We start from the raw sequence: 21,339 nt of genomic DNA on the forward strand, positions 1-21,339 counted from the left end.
CCAGACGGTAACTTTCCTCCCGGACGCCTGTCCGCCACTCAGCGAGGAGCCTGCCATGCCCGAAGCCGTCATCGTCAGCGCCGCCCGTTCGCCGATCGGCCGGGCCTTCAAGGGCTCGCTGAAGGACGTCCGCCCGGACGACCTGACCGCGCACATCATCCAGGCGGCCCTGGCCAAGGTGCCGCAGCTCGACCCGCGCGAGATCGACGACCTGATGCTCGGCTGCGGCCTGCCCGGCGGCGAGCAGGGCCACAACCTGGCCCGCATCGTGGCCGTCCAGATGGGCATGGACCACCTGCCCGGCGCGACCATCACCCGCTACTGCTCCTCCTCGCTGCAGACCACCCGGATGGCGCTGCACGCGATCAAGGCCGGCGAGGGCGACGTCTTCGTCTCGGCCGGCGTGGAGACCGTCTCGCGCAGCGTCCACGGCACCTCGGACGGCATGCCGGGCACGATGAACCCGCTCTTCGACGAGGCCCGGGCGCGCACCGCGAAGCGGGCCGAGGAGGGCGGTGGCGCGTGGCACGACCCGCGGGAGGACGGGCTGCTGCCCGACGCCTACATCGCGATGGGGCAGACCGCCGAGAACCTGGCCGCCCTCAAGGGCATCAGCCGGGCCGAGCAGGACGAGTTCGGCGTGCGCTCGCAGAACCTCGCCGAGGCCGCCATCGAGGCCGGCTTCTGGGCGCGCGAGATCACCCCGGTCACACTGCCGGACGGCACCGTGGTCAGCACGGACGACGGCCCGCGCGCGGGCGTCACCCTGGAGGGCGTCTCCGGCCTGAAGCCGGTGTTCCGCCCGGACGGCACGGTGACCGCCGGTAACTGCTGCCCGCTGAACGACGGCGCCGCGGCGCTGGTCGTGATGTCCGACACCAAGGCCCGCGAGCTGGGCATCACCCCGCTCGCCCGGGTGGTCTCCACCGGCCTCAGCGCACTCTCCCCCGAGATCATGGGCCACGGCCCGGTCGAGGCCTCGAAGCAGGCGCTGAAGCGGGCCGGCCTGACCATCGGCGACATCGACCTGGTCGAGATCAACGAGGCCTTCGCCGCCCAGGTGATCCCGTCCTACCGCGACCTCGGCGTCGACCTGGACCGGCTGAACGTCAACGGCGGCGCGATCGCCGTCGGCCACCCCTTCGGCATGACCGGCGCCCGGATCACCACCACCCTGATCAACTCCCTGCAGTGGCACGACAAGCAGTTCGGCCTGGAGACCATGTGCGTCGGCGGTGGCCAGGGCATGGCGATGGTCATCGAGCGGCTCAGCTGACTCCCGCCACCCCTCACCCGTCAACCCCGAAGGGGTCCAGACCACCCATTTGGAGTGACGCAGCGTAATTGAGGGCCGGATCACACCGCGAGGTCGATCCGGCCCTCTTCTCGTTCTTTTCCGGACCGGAAATCGACGGTGCGGAGCGGATCAACTCCGCAGCGTAGAGCGGGACTCTCTAACAATTTGGGGACAAGAGCGAAAGTCACTGACAAAGTGGACATTCGCCACTGCGGTAACAGGGCCCGATGCGGCAATGTGGAGGCGTAACCCCGTTCCGCTCCTCGCTAGGAGTACGTTCCGTGAGCGCCGTCTACACCATCCTGCTGCTGATCCTGATCGCCGTGTCGACCTCCGTGCTGCTCCACCTCCGGGGAATCTCCCGCCGGCTGGACGCGCGGGCCGCGGCCGCCCCGGCCGTCGACGAGGCGGCGATACGCCGGGCCGTCGCCGACGCGCTGGCCGCCGACCGCGAGCGGGAGATCACCGAGGCCCGGGCGTTCTGGGCCGAGCAGGAGGCCCGCGCGGCCGAGGACGCGCCACTGTTCGACTCCCCCTTCGCCGGGGTCTTCAACACCACCGACGAGTGGCCGCTGTTCTTCCCCCGCCCGACCGGGCCGGGCGAGGCGGCCGACAACGCGGGCACCATGGACCCGGAGTTCGGCGAGGCGCTGCGCTCCGCGCTGGAGGACCTCATCAACGAGGGCGGCGTCCGCCCGGCCCAGCCCGACACCGAGGGCGGCGCCCCGCTGCGCCCCGGCCACCCGGCCGGCGCCCCGGCCGCCGAGACCGCCGGGGAGGCCCGCGCCCGCCGCGAGGCCGACCTGCTGGCCACCGGCCTGGAGGCCGGACTGCTGGACGCCGAGCCGGCCGTCGAGGACGCCCCGGTGGCCGCCCCCGACCCGCGCCGCCACCCCTCGCACCCCGACTTCGTCCCCAGCCAGGCGCCGTCCCGCGAGTGGACCGACACCCGGCTGACCGAGCTCGCCGAGGAGGGCGTCGCCCTGGTCGACGTCCGCCCCGGCCCGCTCGGCACCCTGGACGTCTACGCCTTCGCCGACGGCACCACGCTCTGCGTGGCCCCGGGCGACCGCGAGGCCGCGTACCGGCTGGTCGACGCCGTCCGGGCCGGCGAGGACGTCCGGCTGCTCGGCGGCTCCCGGTTCTCCGGCTCCTACTCGCTGACCTTCTCCACCGACGAGGACGCCGTGTACGTGCTCGCCGACCGGGTGGTGGCCAGTATCTGAGCCGACCCGCGACACGGCCCGGGGGCCGACCGGATCCAGGGGTTACCGATCCGGTCGGCCCCCGGCGCTTGCGGCCCTCCGGACGGGGCGGTCAGACGGCCGCGGCGGTCTCCGCGAGCCGGCGCAGGGCGTCCGCCCGCACCGCCTCCGCCGTCGCCGGTCCGTCCGGCAGTGCCACCGCGGCGTCCCCGGGCAGGGCGGCCAGCGCCGCCGCCAGGTCGTGGCCGACCACCGCGAGCTGGTCGCCGACGGCGAAGGCCCCGGCGTCCGGCAGCTCGCGCAGCGGCCCGCCGCCCGCCTTGCCGTCCGCCCCGCCGCCCGCCTTGCCGTCCGCCCCGCCGTCCGCCCCGCCGTCCGCCCGCGCCGCCTCGGCCGCCTGCGCCGCGGCCGCCAGCCGGCGGGCCAGCGCCAGCCCGGCCGCCGCCCGGGAGGGGTGCCCGGGGACGGCGCCCAGCAGCCGGCTCTGCGGCATCGCGCGGAACCGGTCCGCCAGCGCGTCGACGGCTTCGGCCAGGGTCTTCTCATCGGACGTCTCGGACATGCCGCGAGCATACGGCGCACCGGCACGGAAAGCCGCCGGGCCCCGGAGCGGGTGGCTCCGGGGCCCGGCGGCAGTGGTGGTGCGGCGGAGGATCAGTCGTCGCCGCGCAGGATCGCGATCAGCCGCAGCATCTCGACGTAGATCCAGACCAGCGACAGGGTGAGCCCGAACGCGGCCCGCCAGGACTCCTTCTGCGGGGCGCCGTGCGCGATCGCCTCCTCGACGGCCGCGAAGTCCAGCGAGAGGAAGAACGCGCCGAGGCCGATGCCGACCAGGCCGACCACGATGCCGAGCGGCCCGGAACGCAGCCCCATGTCGGCGCCGAAGAGCGAGGCCACCATGTTGATCAGCATCAGCAGCACGAAGCCCATGGCGATCGCGATGCCGATCCGGGTGTAGCGCGGGGTGACCCGGATCCGGCCGGTCTTGTAGGCGATCAGCATCGCCGCGAAGACCGCCGCGGTGCCCAGCACCGCCTGGAGCGCGATGCCCGGCCAGATGGTGTTGAACACCTTGGTGATCGCGCCGAGCGCGAAGCCCTGCAGGCCCGCGTAGAGCAGGATCAGCGGCGGGCTGACGCTCCGCTTGAAGGAGATCACCATGCCGACCACGAAGGCGATCAGCGAGGCGCCGCCGGCCAGGCCGAAGTTCCGCTCCGGCAGGGCGAACCAGGCCAGACCGCCGGCCGCGACCAGGGTCAGCAGCGTCATCGCGGTGCGCGCGACCACGTCGTCGAGCGTCATCCGGCCCGTCGCCAGCGGACCGGCGGACGGGGCGTTGTACATCTCGACGAGCTGCTCGTCGGTCAGCGGGGCCTGGCCCTGCGGCTGCTGGGCGTAGGGGCTGTTGGCGTACGGGTTGTTGCCGTACGGATTGTTGCCGTAGGGGTTGGTGGCGGTCGGGCCCCCGGCCGGCGGGGTCTGGGTGGTCCCGAAACCCGCGTAGCCGGACTCGCGGGAGAAGGACCCCTCCCGCGAGAAGACCGGGTTGCTGCTTCTCATTGCTCATTCCCTCCGTGGCGGCACTGCACCGCCCGAACCACAAGGGTAATGGCTTGGCAAAGAAATCGGCATCCGCCGCGAGAAGGATTCGGCCGCCGATGCCCGACGGGGACGCCGGTCGGCGTCCCCGCGAGCAAGCACGTGTGCCCAGAGCCGGACTCGAACCGGCACGGCCTTTCGGCCAAGCAGTTTTAAGCTGCCCGTGTCTGCGTTCCACCATCTGGGCGTCCTGCGGACCCGGCCCCGCCGACGGAGCGGAGAGCATCGCTCCGCCGCCCGTGCGGACCACCCCTGAGCCTAGTATCCCGGCCTCCCCTTTCGCATGTTCCAAGGCGGGGAAGTTGTCATGTTTCCTTGCCATCTGACGAACAGTCCGTGATTAGGCCACCGAACCCGCTCGATCCGGCCACCGCTTCCCGCTCGGGGTCGGTGTCATACCGCAGGAGGAGGGCGCCACCTGGGTGTACGCCCAGCGGTGGTCAGGCCAACCGTCCGGCGGAGCGACGAGAACCCGTGATCACCCGGCGGAGCATGGAGGTACGGCCGGACGCCCCTCGAAGGGCCCGGCCGGCCCACCGCCTTCTTCCCCGCCGCGGCACCGCGCGGCCCCTCTCCGCCGAAACCCGAGGAGCACTCCCGTGAGCACGTCGACCGCAACCGCCGTCCGTACCGGCCGGGCGGCCGCCCGCGCCACCGGCCTGAACAAGGTCTACGGGGAGGGCGACACCCGCGTCGTCGCCCTCGACAACGTCAGCGTCACCTTCCCGCAGGGCGAGTTCACCGCCATCATGGGCCCCTCCGGCTCCGGCAAGTCCACCCTCATGCACTGCATGGCCGGCCTCGACACCGTCACCTCCGGCTCCTCCACCATCGGCGAGACCGAGCTCGTCGGCCTCAAGGACAAGCAGCTCACCCAGCTGCGCCGCGACCACATCGGCTTCATCTTCCAGGCATTCAACCTGCTGCCCACCCTCACCGCCCTGGAGAACATCACCCTCCCGATGGACATCGCCGGCCGCAAGGCCGACAAGCAGTGGCTCGACAAGGTGGTCGAGACCGTCGGCCTCTCCGGCCGGCTCTCCCACCGCCCCAGCCAGCTCTCCGGCGGCCAGCAGCAGCGCGTCGCCTGCGCCCGCGCCCTCGCCAGCAAGCCCGACATCGTCTTCGCCGACGAACCGACCGGCAACCTCGACTCCCGCTCCGGCGCCGAGATCCTCTCCTTCCTGCGCAACTCCGTGCGCGAACTCGGCCAGACCGTCGTCATGGTCACCCACGACCCCGTCGCCGCCTCCTACGCCGACCGCGTCGTCTTCCTCGCCGACGGCCGCATCGTCGACGAACTGGCCCAGCCGACCGCCGACGCCGTCCTGGACCGCATGCGCCGCTTCGACGCCAAGGGCCGCACCAGCTGACGCCCCGCGCCGGCCGCCCGCCCCTTCGTTGACCTCAGGACCCCAGGACACCCCATGTATCGCACCGCACTGCGCAATGTGCTGGCCCACAAGGGCCGACTGCTGATGACGGCGCTCGCCGTCATGCTGGGCACCGCCTTCGTGGCCGGCACCATGGTCTTCTCCGACACCTTCGGCAAGGCCATGCGGGAGAACAACTCCACGAGCTACTCCGACGTGTCGGTCCAGGTCATCGACACCGCCTCCGGCGCCACCGCGACCGCCGAGGAGAAGAGCGAGAAGAGCCCGGTCACCCTGAGCGACGCCACCGTGCAGCAGCTCGCCGCGCTGCCCGGCACCGCGAGCGCCCGCGGTGTGGTCAGCGGCTTCACCGGCGTGGCCGACAAGAGCGGCACCCTGATCGGCCAGCCCTGGACGGCCAGGGGCGCCAACTTCGCGCCCGGCCAAGACGGCAAGGACGCCCGCTACCCGATGGCCGAGGGCCAGGGCCCGAAGAACGACAAGGAGATCGCCCTCGACCGCAGGACCGCCGAGAAGGGCGGCTACAAGGTCGGCGACACCGTCCGGGTCGGCTCCAACGGCCCCGTCGTCGAGGCCAGGCTCACCGGAATCTTCACCACCGACGACCCGGTGGTGAACAGCGGCGGCACCCTCACCCTGTTCGACCGGGCGACCGCCCAGCAGCTGCTGCTGGAGCCCGGCCGCTACAGCAGCATCGTGCTCGCCGCCAAGCCCGGCACCAGCCAGGACGCCCTGCTCTCCGAGGTGAACCAGAAGCTCCGGCCCGAGCAGCAGATCGAGGTCCGCACCGGCGCCGACCTGAAGGCCGAGGACGAGCGGCTGATCGAGCGGAGCAGCAAGAGCATCCGCACCATGCTGCTCGCCTTCGCGGCGATCTCGCTCTTCGTCGGCATCTTCATCATCGCCAACACCTTCACCATGCTGGTCGCCCAGCGCACCAAGGAGCTGGCCCTGCTCCGCGCCATCGGTGCCAGCCGCAAGCAGGTGACCCGCTCGGTGCTGATCGAGGCGCTCGCCATCGGCACCGTCTCGGCCGCGGCGGGCCTGGTCGCCGGCCTCGGCATCGGCGCCGGGATGCAGTCCCTGATCGCCTCGCTGGACGACGGCATGCCGACCGCCTCCCTGGTGGTCAAGCCGATGACCGTGGCGGTCACCCTGCTCGTCGGCATCCTGGTGACGGTGCTCTCCGCCCTGCTGCCGGCCGTCCGCGCCGCGCGGATCGCCCCGGTCGCCGCGATGAGCAGCGGCGACCAGCCGGTCAGCCAGAAGTCCCTGGTGGTCCGGAACACGATCGGCTCGCTGCTGGCCGCCGCCGGCATCGCCCTGGTCGCCTTCGGCGCCTCGAAGGGCAACTCCGACGGCCGGATGCCGATCGCGTTCGGCGCGCTGCTCGCCGTCCTGGGCGTCTTCGTCCTGCTGCCGCTGCTCTCCCGCCCGGTGATCGCCCTGGTCGGCCCGGTCCTCGGCCGGCTGTTCGGCACCCCCGGCAAGCTGGCCCGGCAGAACGCGGTGCGCAACCCGCGCCGCACCGCCGCCACCGCCGCCGCGCTCACCATCGGTCTGACCCTGGTCAGCGGCCTGACGGTGATCGGCGCCTCGGTCGCCGACGCCGTGGACCGGACGGTCACCAGCTCGCTGAAGGCCGACTTCCTGGTGGGCACGGCCAACAACATGAGCCTGTCCGACAAGGTCCCGGCCGAGCTCGCCAAGGCCCCCGGGGTGGCCGCCTCCTCTCCGCAGACCCTCGTGTCCTGGAAGCTCAACGGCGACAACCGGTCGATCACCGGTCTGAACGCCGACAGCATCGACAAGCTGGTCACGATGAAGATGACGAGCGGCTCGACGGCCTCCGTCGGCCAGGGGCGGCTGCTGATCGACGAGGACCTCGCGAAGAAGCTCGGCGCCACCACCGGCTCGACCGTCGAGGTCGGCTACGGCAACGCGGGCAAGGGCGCCCTGGCCATCGGCGGCGTCTACGAGAAGAACGAACTGCTCGGCGAGGCCGTGCTGGCCAACGGCGAGATCGTCAAGCACGACCCCCAGCCCTACCTGCGCGGCGTCCTGGTCAAGGGCACGGACGGGGAGAGCGCCGCGCTGAAGAAGGCGCTCAAGGACGCCACCGGCGCCAACCCGGTGATCGAGGTCAAGTCGCGCCAGGACCTCCGGGACCGGTTCAGCCAGACCATCACCTTCGCGCTGAACCTGATGTACGGCCTGCTGGCGATGTCGGTGATCGTCGCGATCCTCGGGGTGATCAACACCCTGGCGATGTCGGTCTTCGAGCGCAAGCGCGAGATCGGCATGCTGCGGGCGATCGGCCTGGACCGCTCCGGCATCAAGCGGATGGTCCGTCTGGAGTCCGTGGTGATCTCGGTGTTCGGCGCCGGCATCGGCGTCCTGCTCGGCAGCTTCATGGCCTGGGCGATCAACGGCACCCTGAAGTCCGAGCTGCCGGGCCTGGCCACCGTGCTCCCCTTCGGCCAGCTGCTGCTCTTCCTCGCCCTGGCCGGCGTGGTCGGCCTGGTCGCCGCCTTCTGGCCCGCCCGCCGGGCCGCCGGACTGGACATCCTGACCAGCATCAAGACCGACTGACCGACGACCGACATGCGAGTAAGGCCCCCGCCGGAGGGTTCGGCGGGGGCCTTCTCGTTCACTTCTGTACTCCGCCCGACTCGCACAGCCGGCTGAGCACCACGGAGGTCGTGGTCCGGCAGCACTGCCGGGCGGAGGGCCTCCGACTCATACCCCGGTGCTCCCACACCGGGGTCCGCAGTCGTCTACTTGCTGGCGAGCTCCTTGTCGGCGGCCGGCTTGGCGGCCTCGACGGCGGGCTTGGTGGGGGCCGTGACCTCCTGGATCGGCTGGTACGGGTTCTCCATCTGCGACAGGCCGACCATCTCGCGCTTCAGGAAGACGGCGAGGGTCCAGTCGGTGAAGACGCGGACCTTCCGGTTGAAGGTGGGGACCATGGCGCCGTGGTACAGGCGGTGGAACCACCAGGCCGGACGGCCCTTCAGCTTGTACTTGCCGAAGAGGATCGCGACACCCTTGTGCAGGCCGAGACCGGCCACCGCACCCAGGTTCTTGTGCTTGTACTCCTGCTGCGGGAAGCCGCGCATGCCGGAGATCACGTTGTCGCCGAGGACGGCGGCCTGGCGCACGGCGTGCTGCGCGTTCGGCGGGCACCAGGCGCCCTCGCCGGCGGCGAGGTCCGGCACCTGGGCGTTGTCGCCGGCGGCCCAGACGTAGTCGAAGCCCTGGACCTGGAGGGTCGGCGCGGTGTCGACGTGGCCGCGCGGGCCCAGCGGCAGGCCGAACCGGGCCAGCACCGGGTTCGGCTTCACGCCGGCCGTCCACACGATGGTGGAGGCGTCCATCTCCAGGCCGTTCTTCAGCACGACGTGGCCGTCGACGCAGGAGTCCATCGAGGTCTCGATGTAGACCTCGATGTTGCGCTCTTCGAGCTTCTCCTTGGTCCACAGACCGAGGTCCGGGCCCATCTCCGGGAGGATCCGGTTGGCGGCCTCGACGACGACGAAGCGCATGTCGTCGCGGCTGACGGTCTTGTAGATCTTGGAGGCGTCGCGCGCCATGTCCTCGATCTCGGCGATCGTCTCGACGCCGGCGAAGCCGCCGCCGATGATGACGAAGGTCAGCGCCTTGCGGCGGACCGCCTCGTCCGTGGTGGACTCGGCCTTGTCCAGCTGCGCCATGACGTGGTTGCGGAGGGCGATGGCCTCCTCCACGGTCTTCATGCCGATGCCGTGCTCGGCCAGACCCGGGATCGGGAAGGTCCGGGAGACCGAACCGGTCGCGACGACCAGGTAGTCGAAGGGCAGCTCGTACGAGTCGCCCGCCGAGGGCTGGATGGTCGCGACCTTGCGCTCGTGGTCCACACCGGTGACCGCACCGGTGAGCACCTCCGCGTTCTTCAGCGCGGTGCGCAGGGGCGCGACGAGGTTGCGGGGCGCGACGTTGCCGCCGGCCGCCTCGGGGAGGAAGGGCAGGTACGTCATGTACGACCGCGGGTCCACGACCGTGACGGTCGCTTCGCCGTAGCGCATCTTCTTGAGGATGCGCATCGCGGCATACAGGCCGACGTAACCACCGCCGACAATGAGGATGCGAGGACGCTCCGTGGTGCTCATATCCGAAAGTATCCAGCACCGGTCGGAGCAGCCTTCGTGAGCCCGCTCACAAGCTTATGGAACCCTTCTGCTACACTGCGCGCCCCCGTTTCGACCCCCCGCCCCGCCCCGCACGGCCCCCGGGGCCCCCGGGCGGGCGTGTCCGCGGGGACGGCGCCGCTGAGCAGCAACGATCCATGACCCGGCCCGGTTCCCGCACGGGATTTCGATTTTCAAACCTCCGGCGGGCCGCAACCTGCGATCCAACGGCCATCACGCCCAGCGAGCCTTCGGTCCCACATATCGGACGGACCGGACCCCCCGGCCCCGCGAAAGGCTGGATCCTCATGTGAAGAAATTCACGAACATTCCCGCGGCGCCCCGGCGCGCCCCGGCCCCGGAGCCCCGGGGGGGGGCGTCCGGGGCCGGTCCGGTAAGTCCCGCGCCTGGTCAGCGGGCGATACTCCAGGCGATGCCGTCCAGGATGTCGTGCTCGCTGACGACCACCTCGGCGGCGCCCGTCCGCACCATGATCTCCAGCAGTTCCAGGGCGCCGGCCGCGATCACGTCCACCCGGCCCGGGTGCATCGACGGGATCGCCGCCCGCTCCGCGTGGGTGGCGTGCAGCAGCCGGTCGGCGATCCCGGCGACCCGCTCGCGGGGGATCCGGGAGTGGTGGATCGCCTCCGAGTCGTACCGGGGCAGGTCCTGGGCGATCGCCGAGATGGTGGTGACGGTGCCGGCCAGACCGACCAGGGTGGCCGCGCCGGTCAGCGGGACGGCCTCCTCGGCCCGGTCCAGCTCCGCCCGCACGTGCGCCCGGGCCTCGGCGATCTGCTCGTCCGAGGGCAGCTCGGCGCCGCCGAAGTGCCGCTCGGTCAGCCGGACGCAGCCGATGTCCACCGAGCGCGCCGCCTGCACGTAATCGGCCCCGAGCACGAACTCGGTCGAGCCGCCGCCCAGGTCGAAGACCAGGTACGGGGCCGGGAACTGACCGCCGGTGAGCTCCTTGGTGGCGCCGACGAAGGAGAGGTGGGCCTCCTCCTCGCCGCTGACCACCTCGGGCTCGACGCCCAGGGCCGCCCGCACGCCGTCGACGTACTCGGCACTGTTCTCGGCGTCCCGGGAGGCGCTGGTGGCGACGAAGCGGATCCGCTCCGGGCCCACCCCGAAGCCGGCGATCACCTCCGCGTACTCCCGGCAGGCGGCGAAGGTGCGCTCCAGCGCGTCCGGGTGCAGCCGGCCGGTGCGGTCCACGCCCTGGCCGAGCCGGTTGATGATCATCCGCCGGTCGAGGTCGGTGATCGCGCCGGTCTCCGGGTCGAGGTCGGCGACCAGCAGCCGGATCGAGTTGGTCCCGCAGTCGATCGCGGCCACCCGGGTGGTGCTCATGCGCCGTCCTCCCCCGCCTCGTCCGCCTCCTGCGCGGCCCGCTTGGCGGCGCGGTCGGCGGTCTTCCGCTCCTTGGCCGCGATCACGGCCGCGTGGTCCTGCTCCTTGGCCCGGTTGCGCAGCACCCGGTCGCCGGCGGCCGCGACCTCCTCGGCGGAGACGCACGGGCCCTTGGCCCACCAGTCCTCCAGCATGCCGAGCGCCTCGTCGCCGAGCGGGTTGACGCCCTCGCCCGCCGCCAGCGAGTGGCCGACCAGCACGTGCAGGCACTTGACCCGGTCCGGCATGCCGCCGGCGCTCGGGAAGCCCTCCAGCACCTCGATGGCGTCGCGGCGGGCGATGTAGTCCTCGTGCGCCTTCTGGTACGCCGCGGCCAGCTCGGGGTCCTCGGCGAGCCGGGCGCTCTGGTCCTTCATCACGCCGTCCGCCTCCAGGGTGCCGATCAGCGAGGCGGCCTTGGGGCAGGTCAGGTAGTAGAGCGTCGGGAACGGCGTGCCGTCCGGCAGCCGGGGGGCCGTCTCCACGACGTCCGGGTTGCCGCACGGGCAGCGGTGGGCCACGCCGCGCAGGCCGCGCGGGACCCGGCCGAGCTGCGCGGCGATCGCCGCGACGTCCTCGTCGGAGACGGTGGGGTGGTTCTCAGTGGTCATGGGAGGAGCTGTCTCCAGCGGGGGCGGGGGCGGGTGGTGAGGGAGGGGCGGGCTGCCCCGGGGCGGCGGGGGCCGGGGGCGCGGCGGCCATCGGCGCGGCGGCGGCGTCGACGGAGTCCCAGACGCTGGCGTACCAGGGCCGGGCCGCCTTGGCCGGGCCGGCCGCCGGGCCCGCCGCGGGCGGCGGAGCGCCCAGCGCGGACTTCGCCGCGTCCCGGGCCGCCGGGTCCACCGCGATGTACGGGGTCTCCCCCGGCATCGCGTAGTGCAGCCGGGTGCGGGCCTGGGCCTTGACGTACTCCGGGTCCTGCCAGCGGGCCTTCTCCCGGCGCAGCTGCTCGACCTGCTGCCGGGCGTGCTCGGCCCGGGCGCGCTGGGCCGAGATCTCCGAGCGCTGCGAGACGAACTGCCGCGTCGGATAGGCCAGGATCGCCACCAGGGAGCAGAGCACCAGCACGAGGACGGTCGCCCGGCTCGTGAACCGAGGCCGGGCCGCCAAGCCCGGGATCCTCCAGCCTGCCATCTCCGGTGTCCCCTCCTGGTCGCGACGGTGCCCCGCCGTCCACCCTACGGGGTGAACGGCGGGGCACCGGTCAGGCGTGCGCTACCGGGCGTCCGGCGATACCGGCCGGGCGCCGCCGGTCGGGCTCAGCCCTCGTGCTTGAACCGCGGGAAGGCGCCGCGGCCGGCGTACTCGGCGGCGTCGTCGAGGATCTCCTCGATGCGCAGCAGCTGGTTGTACTTGGCGACGCGCTCGGAGCGGGCCGGGGCGCCGGTCTTGATCTGGCCGCAGTTGGTGGCGACGGCCAGGTCGGCGATGGTGACGTCCTCGGTCTCGCCGGAGCGGTGCGACATCATGCAGCGGTAGCCGTTGCGCTGGGCCAGCTCGACGGCGTCCAGGGTCTCGGTCAGCGAGCCGATCTGGTTGACCTTCACCAGCAGCGCGTTGGCGGTGCCGGTCTCGATGCCGCGGGCCAGGCGGGCCGGGTTGGTGACGAACAGGTCGTCGCCGACCAGCTGGACCTTGTCGCCCAGCTTCTCGGTCATGGCCTTCCAACCGTCCCAGTCCGACTCGTCCAGCGGGTCCTCGATGGAGACCAGCGGGTAGGCGGCGACCAGGCCGGCGTAGTACTCGATGAGCTCGGCGGAGGTGAGCGCCTTGCCCTCGAACTGGTAGGCGCCGTCCTCGTAGAACTCGGAGGAGGCGACGTCCAGGGCGAGCGCGACGTCCTTGCCCGGCACGTAGCCGGCCTTCTGGATGGCCTCGACGATGAGGTCCAGGGCCTCGCGGTTGGAGTCCAGGTTCGGGGCGAAGCCGCCCTCGTCGCCCAGGCCGGTCGACAGACCGCGCTCCTTCAGCACGCCCTTGAGGGTGTGGTAGACCTCGACGCCCCAGCGGACGGCCTCGGAGAAGGACTCCGCGCCGATCGGGGCGATCATGAACTCCTGGATGTCGACGTTGGAGTCCGCGTGCGAGCCGCCGTTGAGGATGTTCATCATCGGGACCGGCAGGACGTGCGCGTTCGGGCCGCCCAGGTAGCGGAACAGCGGCAGGTCGCTGGCCTCGGAGGCGGCGTGCGCGACGGCCAGCGAGACGCCCAGGATGGCGTTGGCGCCGAGCGAGGACTTGTCCGGGGTGGCGTCCAGGTCCAGCATGGCCTGGTCGATCAGGCGCTGCTCGGTGGCGTCGTAGCCGACCAGCTCGGGGCCGATCTGCTCGATGACGGCGAGAACGGCCTTCTCCACGCCCTTGCCGAAGTAGCGGTTCTTGTCACCGTCGCGGAGTTCCAGCGCCTCGAAGGCACCGGTGGAGGCACCCGACGGGACGGCGGCACGGCCGGTGCTGCCGTCGTCGAGGCCGACCTCGACCTCGACCGTGGGGTTGCCGCGCGAGTCGAGAATCTCACGGGCGACGACGACATCGATGGACGGCACGAGGCATCTCCTAGCGGAAGCAGGTTCGGCTGACGGTGGGGTGCAGTCGGCCGGACGATTGCGGAGTCGTTACGACCAGAGCCTAACCGCACGGGCTGTCCGGGCCACGTCGGCCTCGGTTCCGTCTCAGCGTGTGGCCGCTCTACCCACCGGTAGTTCACCTGGTTGCCCGACCGGAGAGGTCCGGATGCGGACGAAGGGGGACCGATCGGCCCCCCTTCGTCCGTGCGGTCGGACCGGTCGTCAGCCGAGGGCCAGGACCTGGCCCGGGACGATCAGGTTCGGGTCGGCGCCGACGGTGCCGCGGTTGCCGTCGTACAGCGCCTGCCAGCCGCCGGAGACGCCCTGGGCGGTGGCGATCCCGGCGAGGGTGTCGCCGGAGCGGACGGTGTAGCCGTGGCCGGCCGGCTGCTGCTGCGCGGCGGGGGCGGCCTGGGCGGCCTGCTGGCCGGCGTACTGCTGGTAGACGCCCTGGTGGCTGGTCCAGTACCAGGCGCCGTTGTTCTGGTACCAGAAGACCTTGGCGTCGGCGTCCCAGCCGGCCTTGCCGGAGAAGGCCGGGGACTGCGGGGACTGCTGCTGGACCTGCTGCTGCGCCTGCGGAGCCTGCTGGGCGCTCTGCGGCGCGTACTGCCGGGCCTGCGGCTTGGCGGCCTGCTGCTGCGGCTGGGCCTGCGGCGCGGCGGCGGCCGGCTTCGGGGCGGCGGGCTTCGGGGTCTGCTGCTGGGGCTGGGCCTGCGGCTTCGGGGCGGCCGGCTTGGCGTCCGCCGAGGTGTCGACCGCCGCCGGGGCGCCGCCCTTGCTCAGGCCCGCCTTCTTGGAGCAGACCGGCCAGGCGCCCGGGCCCTGCGAGGCGAGGACCTTCTCGGCGACCGAGATCTGCTGGGCCTTCGAGGCCTGGTTGGCCTGCGCCGCGTAGGCGGTGCCGCCGTACGCCTTCCAGGTGCTGGAGGTGAACTGGAGGCCGCCGTAGAAGCCGTTGCCGGTGTTGATGCTCCAGTTGCCGCCGCTCTCGCACTGGGCGACCGCGTCCCAGGTGGAGACCGGGGCGGCGGAGGCGCCGGTGGCGCTCAGGATCGGCATCGCCAGTCCGACGCCTGCGACACCGGCGACGGCGATGGCCTTCTCGGCCTGGGTACGGCGACGGTGACGACCGGTTCCAACGAACAGCATGAAGGGGTCCCTCTCCGCACGCCTGCGAGGTGAGCTGTCGGGTTCGGACCGGGAGGTGGCCCGGCCGCGCGGAGGCGGCTTCACCCCTAGCCGTGGGAGACGGCGCAAAACCTGGGTCCCCCGCCCCTGCCCAGGGTTCTGGTCGGTGTCCCGTGTCGCGGCGGGCAGGACTCGGCGTTCCGCGGACGGGGCTCGCAGCTGCGAACTCCACGGAGACTAGACAGATCTTCAGAGCAATCACAAGCTCATATCGCCGATATCACATGGACATCACGTCATGTGATGGATTGCCTACCAACCGAGGAGGTATGTCCGGATTGAGGGTGGTTCAGACCCCGGTCGGGCGGGCAACGGAGAGCGCCCGTCAGCGTGTTGTGCCGGTCCGTCAGCCCTCGGAAGGGATGCTCGGAGCCTCCTCGACGGGCCTTTTCTCCGGTGTGAATTCCACCGGAAGTTCACGGAGTCCCCGCATGATCAGACCACCGCGCCAGCGCAGGTCCCCGGGGTCGGCGGCGAGCCGCAGGTCCGGCAGCCGGGTCAGCAGGGTGGCCAGCGCGGCCCGCCCCTCCAGCCGCGCCAGCGGCGCGCCGATGCAGTAGTGGATGCCGTGCCCGAACCCCAGGTGCGGATTGTCCGCCCGGGCCAGGTCCAGGGTGTTCTCGTCGGAGAACCGCGCCGGGTCCCGGTCCGCCGCCGCGAGCACCACCAGCACCGGGTCGCCGACCGGGATCTCCACCCCGCCGATGGTCAGCGGGCTGGTCGCGAACCGCCAGGTGGCCAGCTCCACCGGCCCGTCGTAGCGCAGGAGTTCCTCGATGCCGGTCTCCAGCAGCGCGCTCTCGCCGCGCCCGACGGACTCCTGGAGCAGGTGGCGCTGCCCCGGGTTCCGGAACAGGGCGAGACACCCGTTGCCGATCAGGTTGATGGTGGTCTCGAAGCCGGCGAACAGCAGGATGAAGGCCATCGCCGCCGCCTCGTTCTCGGTCAGGTGCTCGCCGTGGTCACCGGCCCGGATCAGCCCCGAGATCAGGTCGTCGCCGAGGTCCGCCCGCTTGCGGTGGATCAGCTCCAGCAGGTAGGCGCGGATCTTCTTCACCGCGCGGCCCACGCCGCCGCGCTGCCCGCCGTGGTGGCGGATCATCGCGCCCGCCCAGTCCCGCAGGTCGTCCTGGTCCTCGGGCGGCACCCCGAGCAGGTCGCAGATCGCGTAGATGGGGAGCGGGAAGGCGAACTCGTGGATGAGGTCGGCGGAGCCGCGTGCCGCGAAGCCGTCGATCAGCCGGTCGGTCAGCTGCTGCACCCGCGGCTCGAAGGCCGCCACCCGGCGCGGGGTGAACGCCTTGGACACCAGGCGGCGCAGCCGGGTGTGGTCCGGCGGGTCGATGTTCAGCAGATGGGTCATGAGGTCGGCCTGGCGCTCGCCCGGAATGCCGACCCGTCCGGTGCGGTGGGCCTGCTCGCTGTGGTGCGCCGGGTTCTTGGAGAGCCGGCTGTCCGCCAGTGCCTGCCGGGCGTCCGCGTACCGGGTGACCAGCCATGCCTCCACCCCGCTCGGCAGGGTGGTCCGGTGCACCGGCTCGTGCTCGCGCAGCCACGCGTACGCGGGGTACGGATCGGCGGCGAACTCCCAGGTGAACAGGGGCGGACGGGCGGCGTCGGGCTCGGCTGGCATGGGTCGACGGTATCCCGGGCCGATCCGGGCCGGCGCACGGCGTGCGCGGCGCCCGGGCGGGTCCGTTCCGCGCGGCAGGCGTGAGCCTGGTCACCTGAGGGGTAATTCCTGTTGCGGGGGATCGGGACCTGCCTACGATCCTCCGCAAGATGTCCGTGGGCGCCGGTGCGGAGCCGCCCACAGGGAGGAGCAAGGCCATGCGGGTCACCGGTTCGGTCGTCGTGATCGCCGTACTCGACGGCGGGTCGGGGGCGGGCCTCGCCCGCCGGCTCACCGCGGCGGGCGCCGCCGGGATGCTGATCGCCGATCAGCAGGCCGGGGTCGCCGAGGACCTCGCCGCCGAGCTCGACCGGCCGGGCTGCCGGGTCGTCGGCGTCGGCGGCGACGTCCGCCGCCCCAGCGACGTCGCCGCGCTGGTGGACACCGCCGAGAAGCACCTGGGACCGATCGACCTGTTCTGCGTGGCCGGGCCGGGCGGCGAGCGGATCGCCTCCCTCTCCGACCTGCCCGACCACCTCGACCTGGAGCGGCTCGCCGAACTCGTCGCCCTGGTCGGCGAGGCGATCGGCGAGGTCGTCGTCCCGGCGCAGCGCCGCCCGGTGGAGCAGGTCGCCGCCGTCTGAGGCGGCCGTCCGTCCGGGCGGGCGGCGTCCGCGCGGGGTGCGGCCGGGCCCGTCACGGGGCGGGCTTCAGGCCCTCGGCGGCGCGCACCGCGTCCCGGTAGTCGCGCGCCGCGGCCCGCAGCGCGGCGTCCACGTCGATCCCGGCGTCGTGCGCGCGCTGCGCCACCGCGAGCAGCAGCCGGCCCGCCGACTCCGCGGTGAGTTCGGCGGGCAGCCCGTACGGCTCGTCCGGCACGCCCGTGAACCCGGCCCGGCGCACCCGCGACACCAGCTTCGCCGCGTACGCGAGCGAGGGCAGCCCGGCCGGCACGCCGTCCAGCACCGACTCGCGCTCCGACTTCTCGGCCGCCTTGAGCGCCTCCCAGTTGGCCTCCACCTCGGCCGCGCCGTCCGCCTCGGCGTCGCCGAACACGTGCGGGTGGCGGTACATCAGCTTGTCGACGATGTCGCCCGCGACGTCGTCGATCGAGAAGGCGCCGGTGGGGTGCTCCTCGGCGATCCGGGAGTGGAAGAAGACCTGGAGCAGGACGTCGCCCAGCTCCTCGCGGAGCATGGCGCGGTCCCCCTCCTCGATCGCCTCGACCAGCTCGTAGGCCTCCTCGACCAGGTACTTCACCAGGCTGGCGTGGGTCTGCTCGGCGTCCCAGGGGCAGCCGCCCGGCGAGCGGAGCCGGTCCATCACCGAGACCAGGTCCAGCAGCCGGGCGCCCGGCAGGTCGTAGGAGCCGGGCAGCACCTCGATCTCCGGCACCTCGCCGGCGTGCTCGACCGCGAGGCGGGCCAGCGCGTCGGTCAGCCCCGGGTCGCCGTCCGGGCTGCCCAGCCAGACCGTCGGGGCGGTCGCGGCGGTCGCGGCCGTCGGGTCGGCCGGGGCCCCGGTGAGCAGCCGGGCCAGCGCGGGGGCGGAGCCCGGCGCCACGATCCGGACCTCGACGCCGGCCTGCGCCAGGGCGGGCAGCTGCGGGTGGGCGGGGTCCGCGGCGAGCACCCGCCCGGCCGAGCGCAGCGCCTCCCAGGCGGGCCAGGACAGCAGGCCGGGGGCCACCCGGTGGGTGGTGATGAGGAGGATCAGCTTCGGGCCCGGAGGATTCGTCGTCACCCTCCGAACCTACCCGTCCGGTCCGCACCCCCGCCGCCGGGTTCCGGGCCCGGGCACGCCCCGCCGCACGCGCCCCCGCACGGGGCGGGTGGCGCGTCAACCCTGACGATCGTCCAGGTCGGACCCTGTCTTTCGGGTCGGGTCGGCACCCGCCTCCGACTCCTACCGTCCGTGTCATGACGAACACGCTCAGGAACAGAACGGCCCTCGCGGTGGTGCTGCTGGGTGCGGGCACCGGCGCGGTCGGGTGGCTGGCACCGGGGCGCGCGGGCGGGGACGGACCGGTCCGGGTGGCCACCGGCTGGTCCGCGGCCGGCTACCGGCGGATGGCCGACGCCGTCGCCGACGCCCCGCCCCGGCTCGCCGCCCTGCTGGAGCCCGCCACCGAGGCCGGGCTGCTGGTGCTGGGCCTGCTGCTGGCGCTCTGCTGGTGGACGGCCCGCGGGCGGCGGGCCGCCGACGCGGTCGCGGGTGTCGCGCTCACCGGCCTCGGCACGGTGCTCGCGTACGGGGCGAGCGAGCTGCTGAAGCTCGTGCTGGACGAGGAGCGGCCCTGCCGGGTACTGCCCGCCCTGCCGTCCACCGCGCTCGCCGACTGCCCCCCGCCGGGCGACTGGTCGTTCCCCAGCAACCACGCGACCCTGGCCGTCGCGCTGGCCACCGGTCTGGTGCTGCTGCGGCCGCGCTGGGCCTGGGCGGCCGTCCCCGTCGGTCTGGGGACCGCCGCCCTGCGGGTCGCCGCCGGGGTGCACTACCCGCACGACGTGCTCGCCGGGGCGGCCCTGGGCGGGGCGGTCACGGCGGCGGTGGTCGTCGCGCTGCTGCCCTCCGCGACGGCCGCGGTCGGCACGCTGGGCGGTGTGCGGCCGCTCGGCCGGCTGCTGCTCCGTCCGCTGCCGGACGCTCCGCAGCCGGACGCTCCGCTGGCGGCCGGTCCGCCGACGCCGGGTGGCGGCGGACCGGGGTCAGGCGGGCGGCGGGCCCGCGGCCAGGCCGGCCTCGTGGGCGAGGACGGCGGCCGCCGCGCGGTTGGCCACCCCCAGCCGCGCCAGGACGTTGCTGACGTGCGCCTTCACCGTGCCCTCCACCACCCCGATCCGGCGGGCGATCTGGCCGTTGGACAGCCCGGCGGCGACCAGCGCCAGTACATCGCGTTCGCGGGCGGTCAGTCCGGCCACCCGGCGCCGGGCGGCGGCCCGGCGGTCGGCCGGACCTCCGGCCCCGGTGGCGGCGAGATGGGCCACCACCCGGGCGGCCACCCGGGGTGAGAGGTAGGCCGCGCCGTCCGCCACCGACCGGACGCCGGCGATCAGCTCCTCCGGCTCGCCGGACTTGATCAGGAACCCGTTGGCGCCCCCTCCGAGGGCCCGCAGGATGTAGTCGTCCTCACCGAAGGTGGTCAGCATGACGATCCCGGTCTCCGCCCCGCTCCGGGTGGCGACGGCGCCCCGGCGGATCTCGGCGGCGGCGGCGATGCCGTCCGTGCCCGGCATCCGGATGTCCAGCACGGCGACGTCCGGGCGGTGGCGCCGGACCAGCTCGACCGCCTCCCGGCCGTTCCCGGTCTCGGCGACGATCTCGATCCCCGGATCGGTGGCGAGCACGGCGCGCACGCCCGCCCGCACCATCGGCTCGTCGTCCGCGATCACCACCCGGATCGGCGGGGGCCCGGCCTCCTGCCCCGCGCCCGTCACCGGGCGCTCACTGGACCAGGGCGTCCAGGGAGATCAGCACGCCGTCCCGGAAGCAGAGCCGGTACGCGTCCCCGGAGCGGTCGTTGTGGAAGGCCTCGGCCGTCATCGCGTAGTACTCGCACGTCACTCCCTCTCCGCCGGGCGGCGGGTCGCCCACGGACGGATGGTACGGAAACTGGCGTTCCGGCAGGAACGGCTCCACGGACGCCCGGTCCTGGCCGACGCGCAGCGAGGCGTAGTCGGCGGGGTCGAGGACGGAGCGTCCGGCCGCCTGGATCGTCCAGCCGCGCAGCACCGCGGTCAGGGCCAGGGCGACGGACAGCGGCGCCAGCACCACCGCCGCCATCATCCGGCCCACCCGGCGGCGGGCCCGGCGCAGTTCGCGGGTCGGCGAGACCGCGACCGGCGTCGGCGCGGGGCCGCCCGCCGGGGCACCGGCGCGCGGCAGGCGGGCGTCGACCTCGAAGCCCCCGTCCTCCCGGCGCCCGTGCCGGAAGGTGCCGCCGGCCAGCCGGACCCGCTCGGCCAGGCCGATCAGGCCGCGGCCGCCCGTCACCGGACCGGGCGATCCTCCCAGGGGCGGCCCGTTGACCACCCGGACCCGGGCACCGTCCGGGGCGTACCCGACCCGCACCTCGACCGGCGCACCCGGGGCGTGCTTGGCGGCATTGGTCAGCGCCTCCTGGACCACCCGGTACGCGGCGTGCTCGGCCGCCCGCGGCAGCCCGTCCGGCTCACCGGTGACGGTCAGCCGGACGTCCAGGCCCGCCGCGGCCGCCTCCGCGACCAGCTGCGGGACGTCCGCGTCGGCCGGGCCCCGGGCGGCGTGCGTGTCCGTCTCGTCCCGCAGCACGCCGATCACCTCGCCGAGGCGCTCGACGGCGGCCGCCGCACCCACCCGGATCTCCTGGGCCGCCTCCCGGTGCGGCGGGGCCAGGTCGGGCGCCAGCTTCAGCGCACCCGCGCGCAGCGCGATCAGGCTCAGGTCGTGGCCGAGGGCGTCGTGCATGTCCTGGGCGATCCGGGCCCGCTCACGCAGCCGCGCCTGCTCGGCCACCAGCCTCTGCTCGCGCTCGGCCCGCTCGGCGCGTTCCCAGCCCGCCCGCACCAGCTCCTGCGACAGCCGCCAGAACCGGCCCACCATCCACGGTCCCATCCCGGCGCAGACCAGGACCGAGACCACCGACGTCGCCTGCTCCGACCAGGCCGGCCGGGCGACGGCCACCAGCATGCCCGCCACCACCAGGACGGCCAGCAGCACGGCCGCCGACCGTACCCGCTCCGTCCGCACCCCGGCCGCGAACGCCGCGCCGACGCCCGGCAGCGCCCACCAGAGGGACACCGGGCTCAGCCCGAGCGCCCCGGCCGCCACCACCAGCAGCGCCCACTCCACCCACCGTTCTCTCCGCACCCGCCCGACCCTACGGACCCGGGCCGCCGCGCGGATCTGTCGAAAGTCATGCCCGCCCCGAGGAC

At 73.4% G+C, this 21,339-nt stretch carries 17 protein-coding genes, 1 tRNA gene, 1 pseudogene and 1 riboswitch; of the genes and pseudogenes, 6 read left to right on the forward strand and 13 right to left on the reverse strand.

Features of this window, described 5'->3' with window-relative positions:
* Nucleotides 1-55: 55 nt before the first annotated feature.
* Complete coding sequence (locus tag ACFVFS_RS18080) at nucleotides 56-1,276, forward strand: acetyl-CoA C-acetyltransferase (protein ID WP_380625208.1); 1,221 nt, start codon at nucleotides 56-58, stop codon at nucleotides 1,274-1,276.
* 302 nt (nucleotides 1,277-1,578) lie between these two features.
* Nucleotides 1,579-2,523: a hypothetical protein gene (locus ACFVFS_RS18085; protein WP_380625210.1), complete on the forward strand. Its 945-nt coding sequence runs from the start codon at nucleotides 1,579-1,581 to the stop codon at nucleotides 2,521-2,523.
* Nucleotides 2,524-2,614: 91 nt separating this feature from the next.
* On the opposite strand, the gene ACFVFS_RS18090 is transcribed toward ACFVFS_RS18085, so the two are convergent.
* The 3 genes from ACFVFS_RS18090 to ACFVFS_RS18100 all read right to left on the reverse strand — a co-directional run bounded on the left by ACFVFS_RS18090 (nucleotide 2,615) and on the right by ACFVFS_RS18100 (nucleotide 4,291).
* Nucleotides 2,615-3,064, reverse strand: a complete 450-nt coding sequence (locus ACFVFS_RS18090) for a hypothetical protein (RefSeq protein ID WP_380625212.1) — start codon at nucleotides 3,062-3,064, stop codon at nucleotides 2,615-2,617.
* Between the two features lie 92 nt (nucleotides 3,065-3,156).
* The gene (locus tag ACFVFS_RS18095; RefSeq protein ID WP_380625214.1) at nucleotides 3,157-4,065 is read right to left on the reverse strand and encodes a Bax inhibitor-1/YccA family protein; all 909 of its coding nucleotides are present in this window, start codon (nucleotides 4,063-4,065) and stop codon (nucleotides 3,157-3,159) included.
* A gap of 144 nt (nucleotides 4,066-4,209) precedes the next feature.
* A tRNA-Leu gene (locus ACFVFS_RS18100) sits at nucleotides 4,210-4,291 on the reverse strand.
* Nucleotides 4,292-4,703: 412 nt separating this feature from the next.
* Between ACFVFS_RS18100 and ACFVFS_RS18105 the strand changes: the two genes are divergently transcribed.
* Nucleotides 4,704-5,477 carry an ABC transporter ATP-binding protein gene (locus ACFVFS_RS18105; protein ID WP_380625216.1) on the forward strand — a complete coding sequence of 258 codons (774 nt, stop codon included), beginning with the start codon at nucleotides 4,704-4,706 and terminating at the stop codon, nucleotides 5,475-5,477.
* A 54-nt stretch (nucleotides 5,478-5,531) separates the two neighbouring features.
* Nucleotides 5,532-8,090, forward strand: a complete 2,559-nt coding sequence (locus tag ACFVFS_RS18110; protein WP_380625218.1) for an ABC transporter permease — start codon at nucleotides 5,532-5,534, stop codon at nucleotides 8,088-8,090.
* 185 nt (nucleotides 8,091-8,275) lie between these two features.
* Here the strand turns inward: ACFVFS_RS18110 and ACFVFS_RS18115 are convergent, their stop codons facing one another.
* The 7 genes from ACFVFS_RS18115 to ACFVFS_RS18145 form a co-directional block, all read right to left on the reverse strand.
* Nucleotides 8,276-9,646 (reverse strand): NAD(P)/FAD-dependent oxidoreductase, encoded by a 1,371-nt coding sequence (locus tag ACFVFS_RS18115; RefSeq protein ID WP_380625220.1) that lies wholly within the window; start codon nucleotides 9,644-9,646, stop codon nucleotides 8,276-8,278.
* 429 nt (nucleotides 9,647-10,075) lie between these two features.
* Nucleotides 10,076-11,017 (reverse strand): exopolyphosphatase, encoded by a 942-nt coding sequence (locus ACFVFS_RS18120; protein WP_380625222.1) that lies wholly within the window; start codon nucleotides 11,015-11,017, stop codon nucleotides 10,076-10,078.
* On the reverse strand, nucleotides 11,014-11,685 hold the full coding sequence (locus ACFVFS_RS18125; protein ID WP_380625255.1) for a DUF501 domain-containing protein: 672 nt from the start codon (nucleotides 11,683-11,685) through the stop codon (nucleotides 11,014-11,016). The genes ACFVFS_RS18120 and ACFVFS_RS18125 overlap by 4 nt, the downstream gene beginning before the upstream one ends.
* A complete protein-coding gene (locus tag ACFVFS_RS18130) occupies nucleotides 11,657-12,166 on the reverse strand; it encodes a septum formation initiator family protein (protein ID WP_380625224.1) in 510 nt (169 codons plus the stop codon). The genes ACFVFS_RS18125 and ACFVFS_RS18130 overlap by 29 nt, the downstream gene beginning before the upstream one ends.
* 149 nt (nucleotides 12,167-12,315) lie before the next feature.
* Nucleotides 12,316-13,602, reverse strand: a complete 1,287-nt coding sequence (gene eno, locus ACFVFS_RS18135) for a phosphopyruvate hydratase (protein ID WP_350551731.1) — start codon at nucleotides 13,600-13,602, stop codon at nucleotides 12,316-12,318.
* A gap of 243 nt (nucleotides 13,603-13,845) precedes the next feature.
* Nucleotides 13,846-14,775, reverse strand: coding sequence for a transglycosylase family protein (locus tag ACFVFS_RS18140; protein ID WP_380625226.1), 930 nt, complete (start codon nucleotides 14,773-14,775; stop codon nucleotides 13,846-13,848).
* 5 nt (nucleotides 14,776-14,780) lie between these two features.
* Nucleotides 14,781-14,929, reverse strand: a riboswitch (cyclic di-AMP (ydaO/yuaA leader).
* Nucleotides 14,930-15,160: 231 nt separating this feature from the next.
* Nucleotides 15,161-16,447 carry a cytochrome P450 gene (locus ACFVFS_RS18145; protein ID WP_380625228.1) on the reverse strand — a complete coding sequence of 429 codons (1,287 nt, stop codon included), beginning with the start codon at nucleotides 16,445-16,447 and terminating at the stop codon, nucleotides 15,161-15,163.
* A gap of 197 nt (nucleotides 16,448-16,644) precedes the next feature.
* Here ACFVFS_RS18145 and ACFVFS_RS18150 point away from each other — a divergent pair, with 197 nt between their 5' ends.
* Nucleotides 16,645-17,070: an SDR family NAD(P)-dependent oxidoreductase gene (locus ACFVFS_RS18150; protein WP_380625230.1), complete on the forward strand. Its 426-nt coding sequence runs from the start codon at nucleotides 16,645-16,647 to the stop codon at nucleotides 17,068-17,070.
* Between the two features lie 52 nt (nucleotides 17,071-17,122).
* Here the strand turns inward: ACFVFS_RS18150 and ACFVFS_RS18155 are convergent, their stop codons facing one another.
* Nucleotides 17,123-18,169, reverse strand: coding sequence for a MazG family protein (locus ACFVFS_RS18155; RefSeq protein WP_380625232.1), 1,047 nt, complete (start codon nucleotides 18,167-18,169; stop codon nucleotides 17,123-17,125).
* Between the two features lie 326 nt (nucleotides 18,170-18,495).
* Between ACFVFS_RS18155 and ACFVFS_RS18160 the strand changes: the two are divergent.
* Nucleotides 18,496-18,972, forward strand: a pseudogene (locus ACFVFS_RS18160) (phosphatase PAP2 family protein); the annotation flags it as partial.
* Between the two features lie 162 nt (nucleotides 18,973-19,134).
* Here ACFVFS_RS18160 and ACFVFS_RS18165 read toward each other — a convergent pair.
* Both ACFVFS_RS18165 and ACFVFS_RS18170 read right to left on the reverse strand, forming a co-directional pair.
* Nucleotides 19,135-19,797 (reverse strand): response regulator, encoded by a 663-nt coding sequence (locus ACFVFS_RS18165; protein WP_380625258.1) that lies wholly within the window; start codon nucleotides 19,795-19,797, stop codon nucleotides 19,135-19,137.
* A 73-nt stretch (nucleotides 19,798-19,870) separates the two neighbouring features.
* Nucleotides 19,871-21,274, reverse strand: coding sequence for a sensor histidine kinase (locus tag ACFVFS_RS18170; protein ID WP_380625234.1), 1,404 nt, complete (start codon nucleotides 21,272-21,274; stop codon nucleotides 19,871-19,873).
* Between the last annotated feature and the right edge of the window lie 65 nt (nucleotides 21,275-21,339).

This window comes from Kitasatospora sp. NPDC057692, assembly GCF_042799475.1.
GTDB lineage: Bacteria > Actinomycetota > Actinomycetes > Streptomycetales > Streptomycetaceae > Kitasatospora.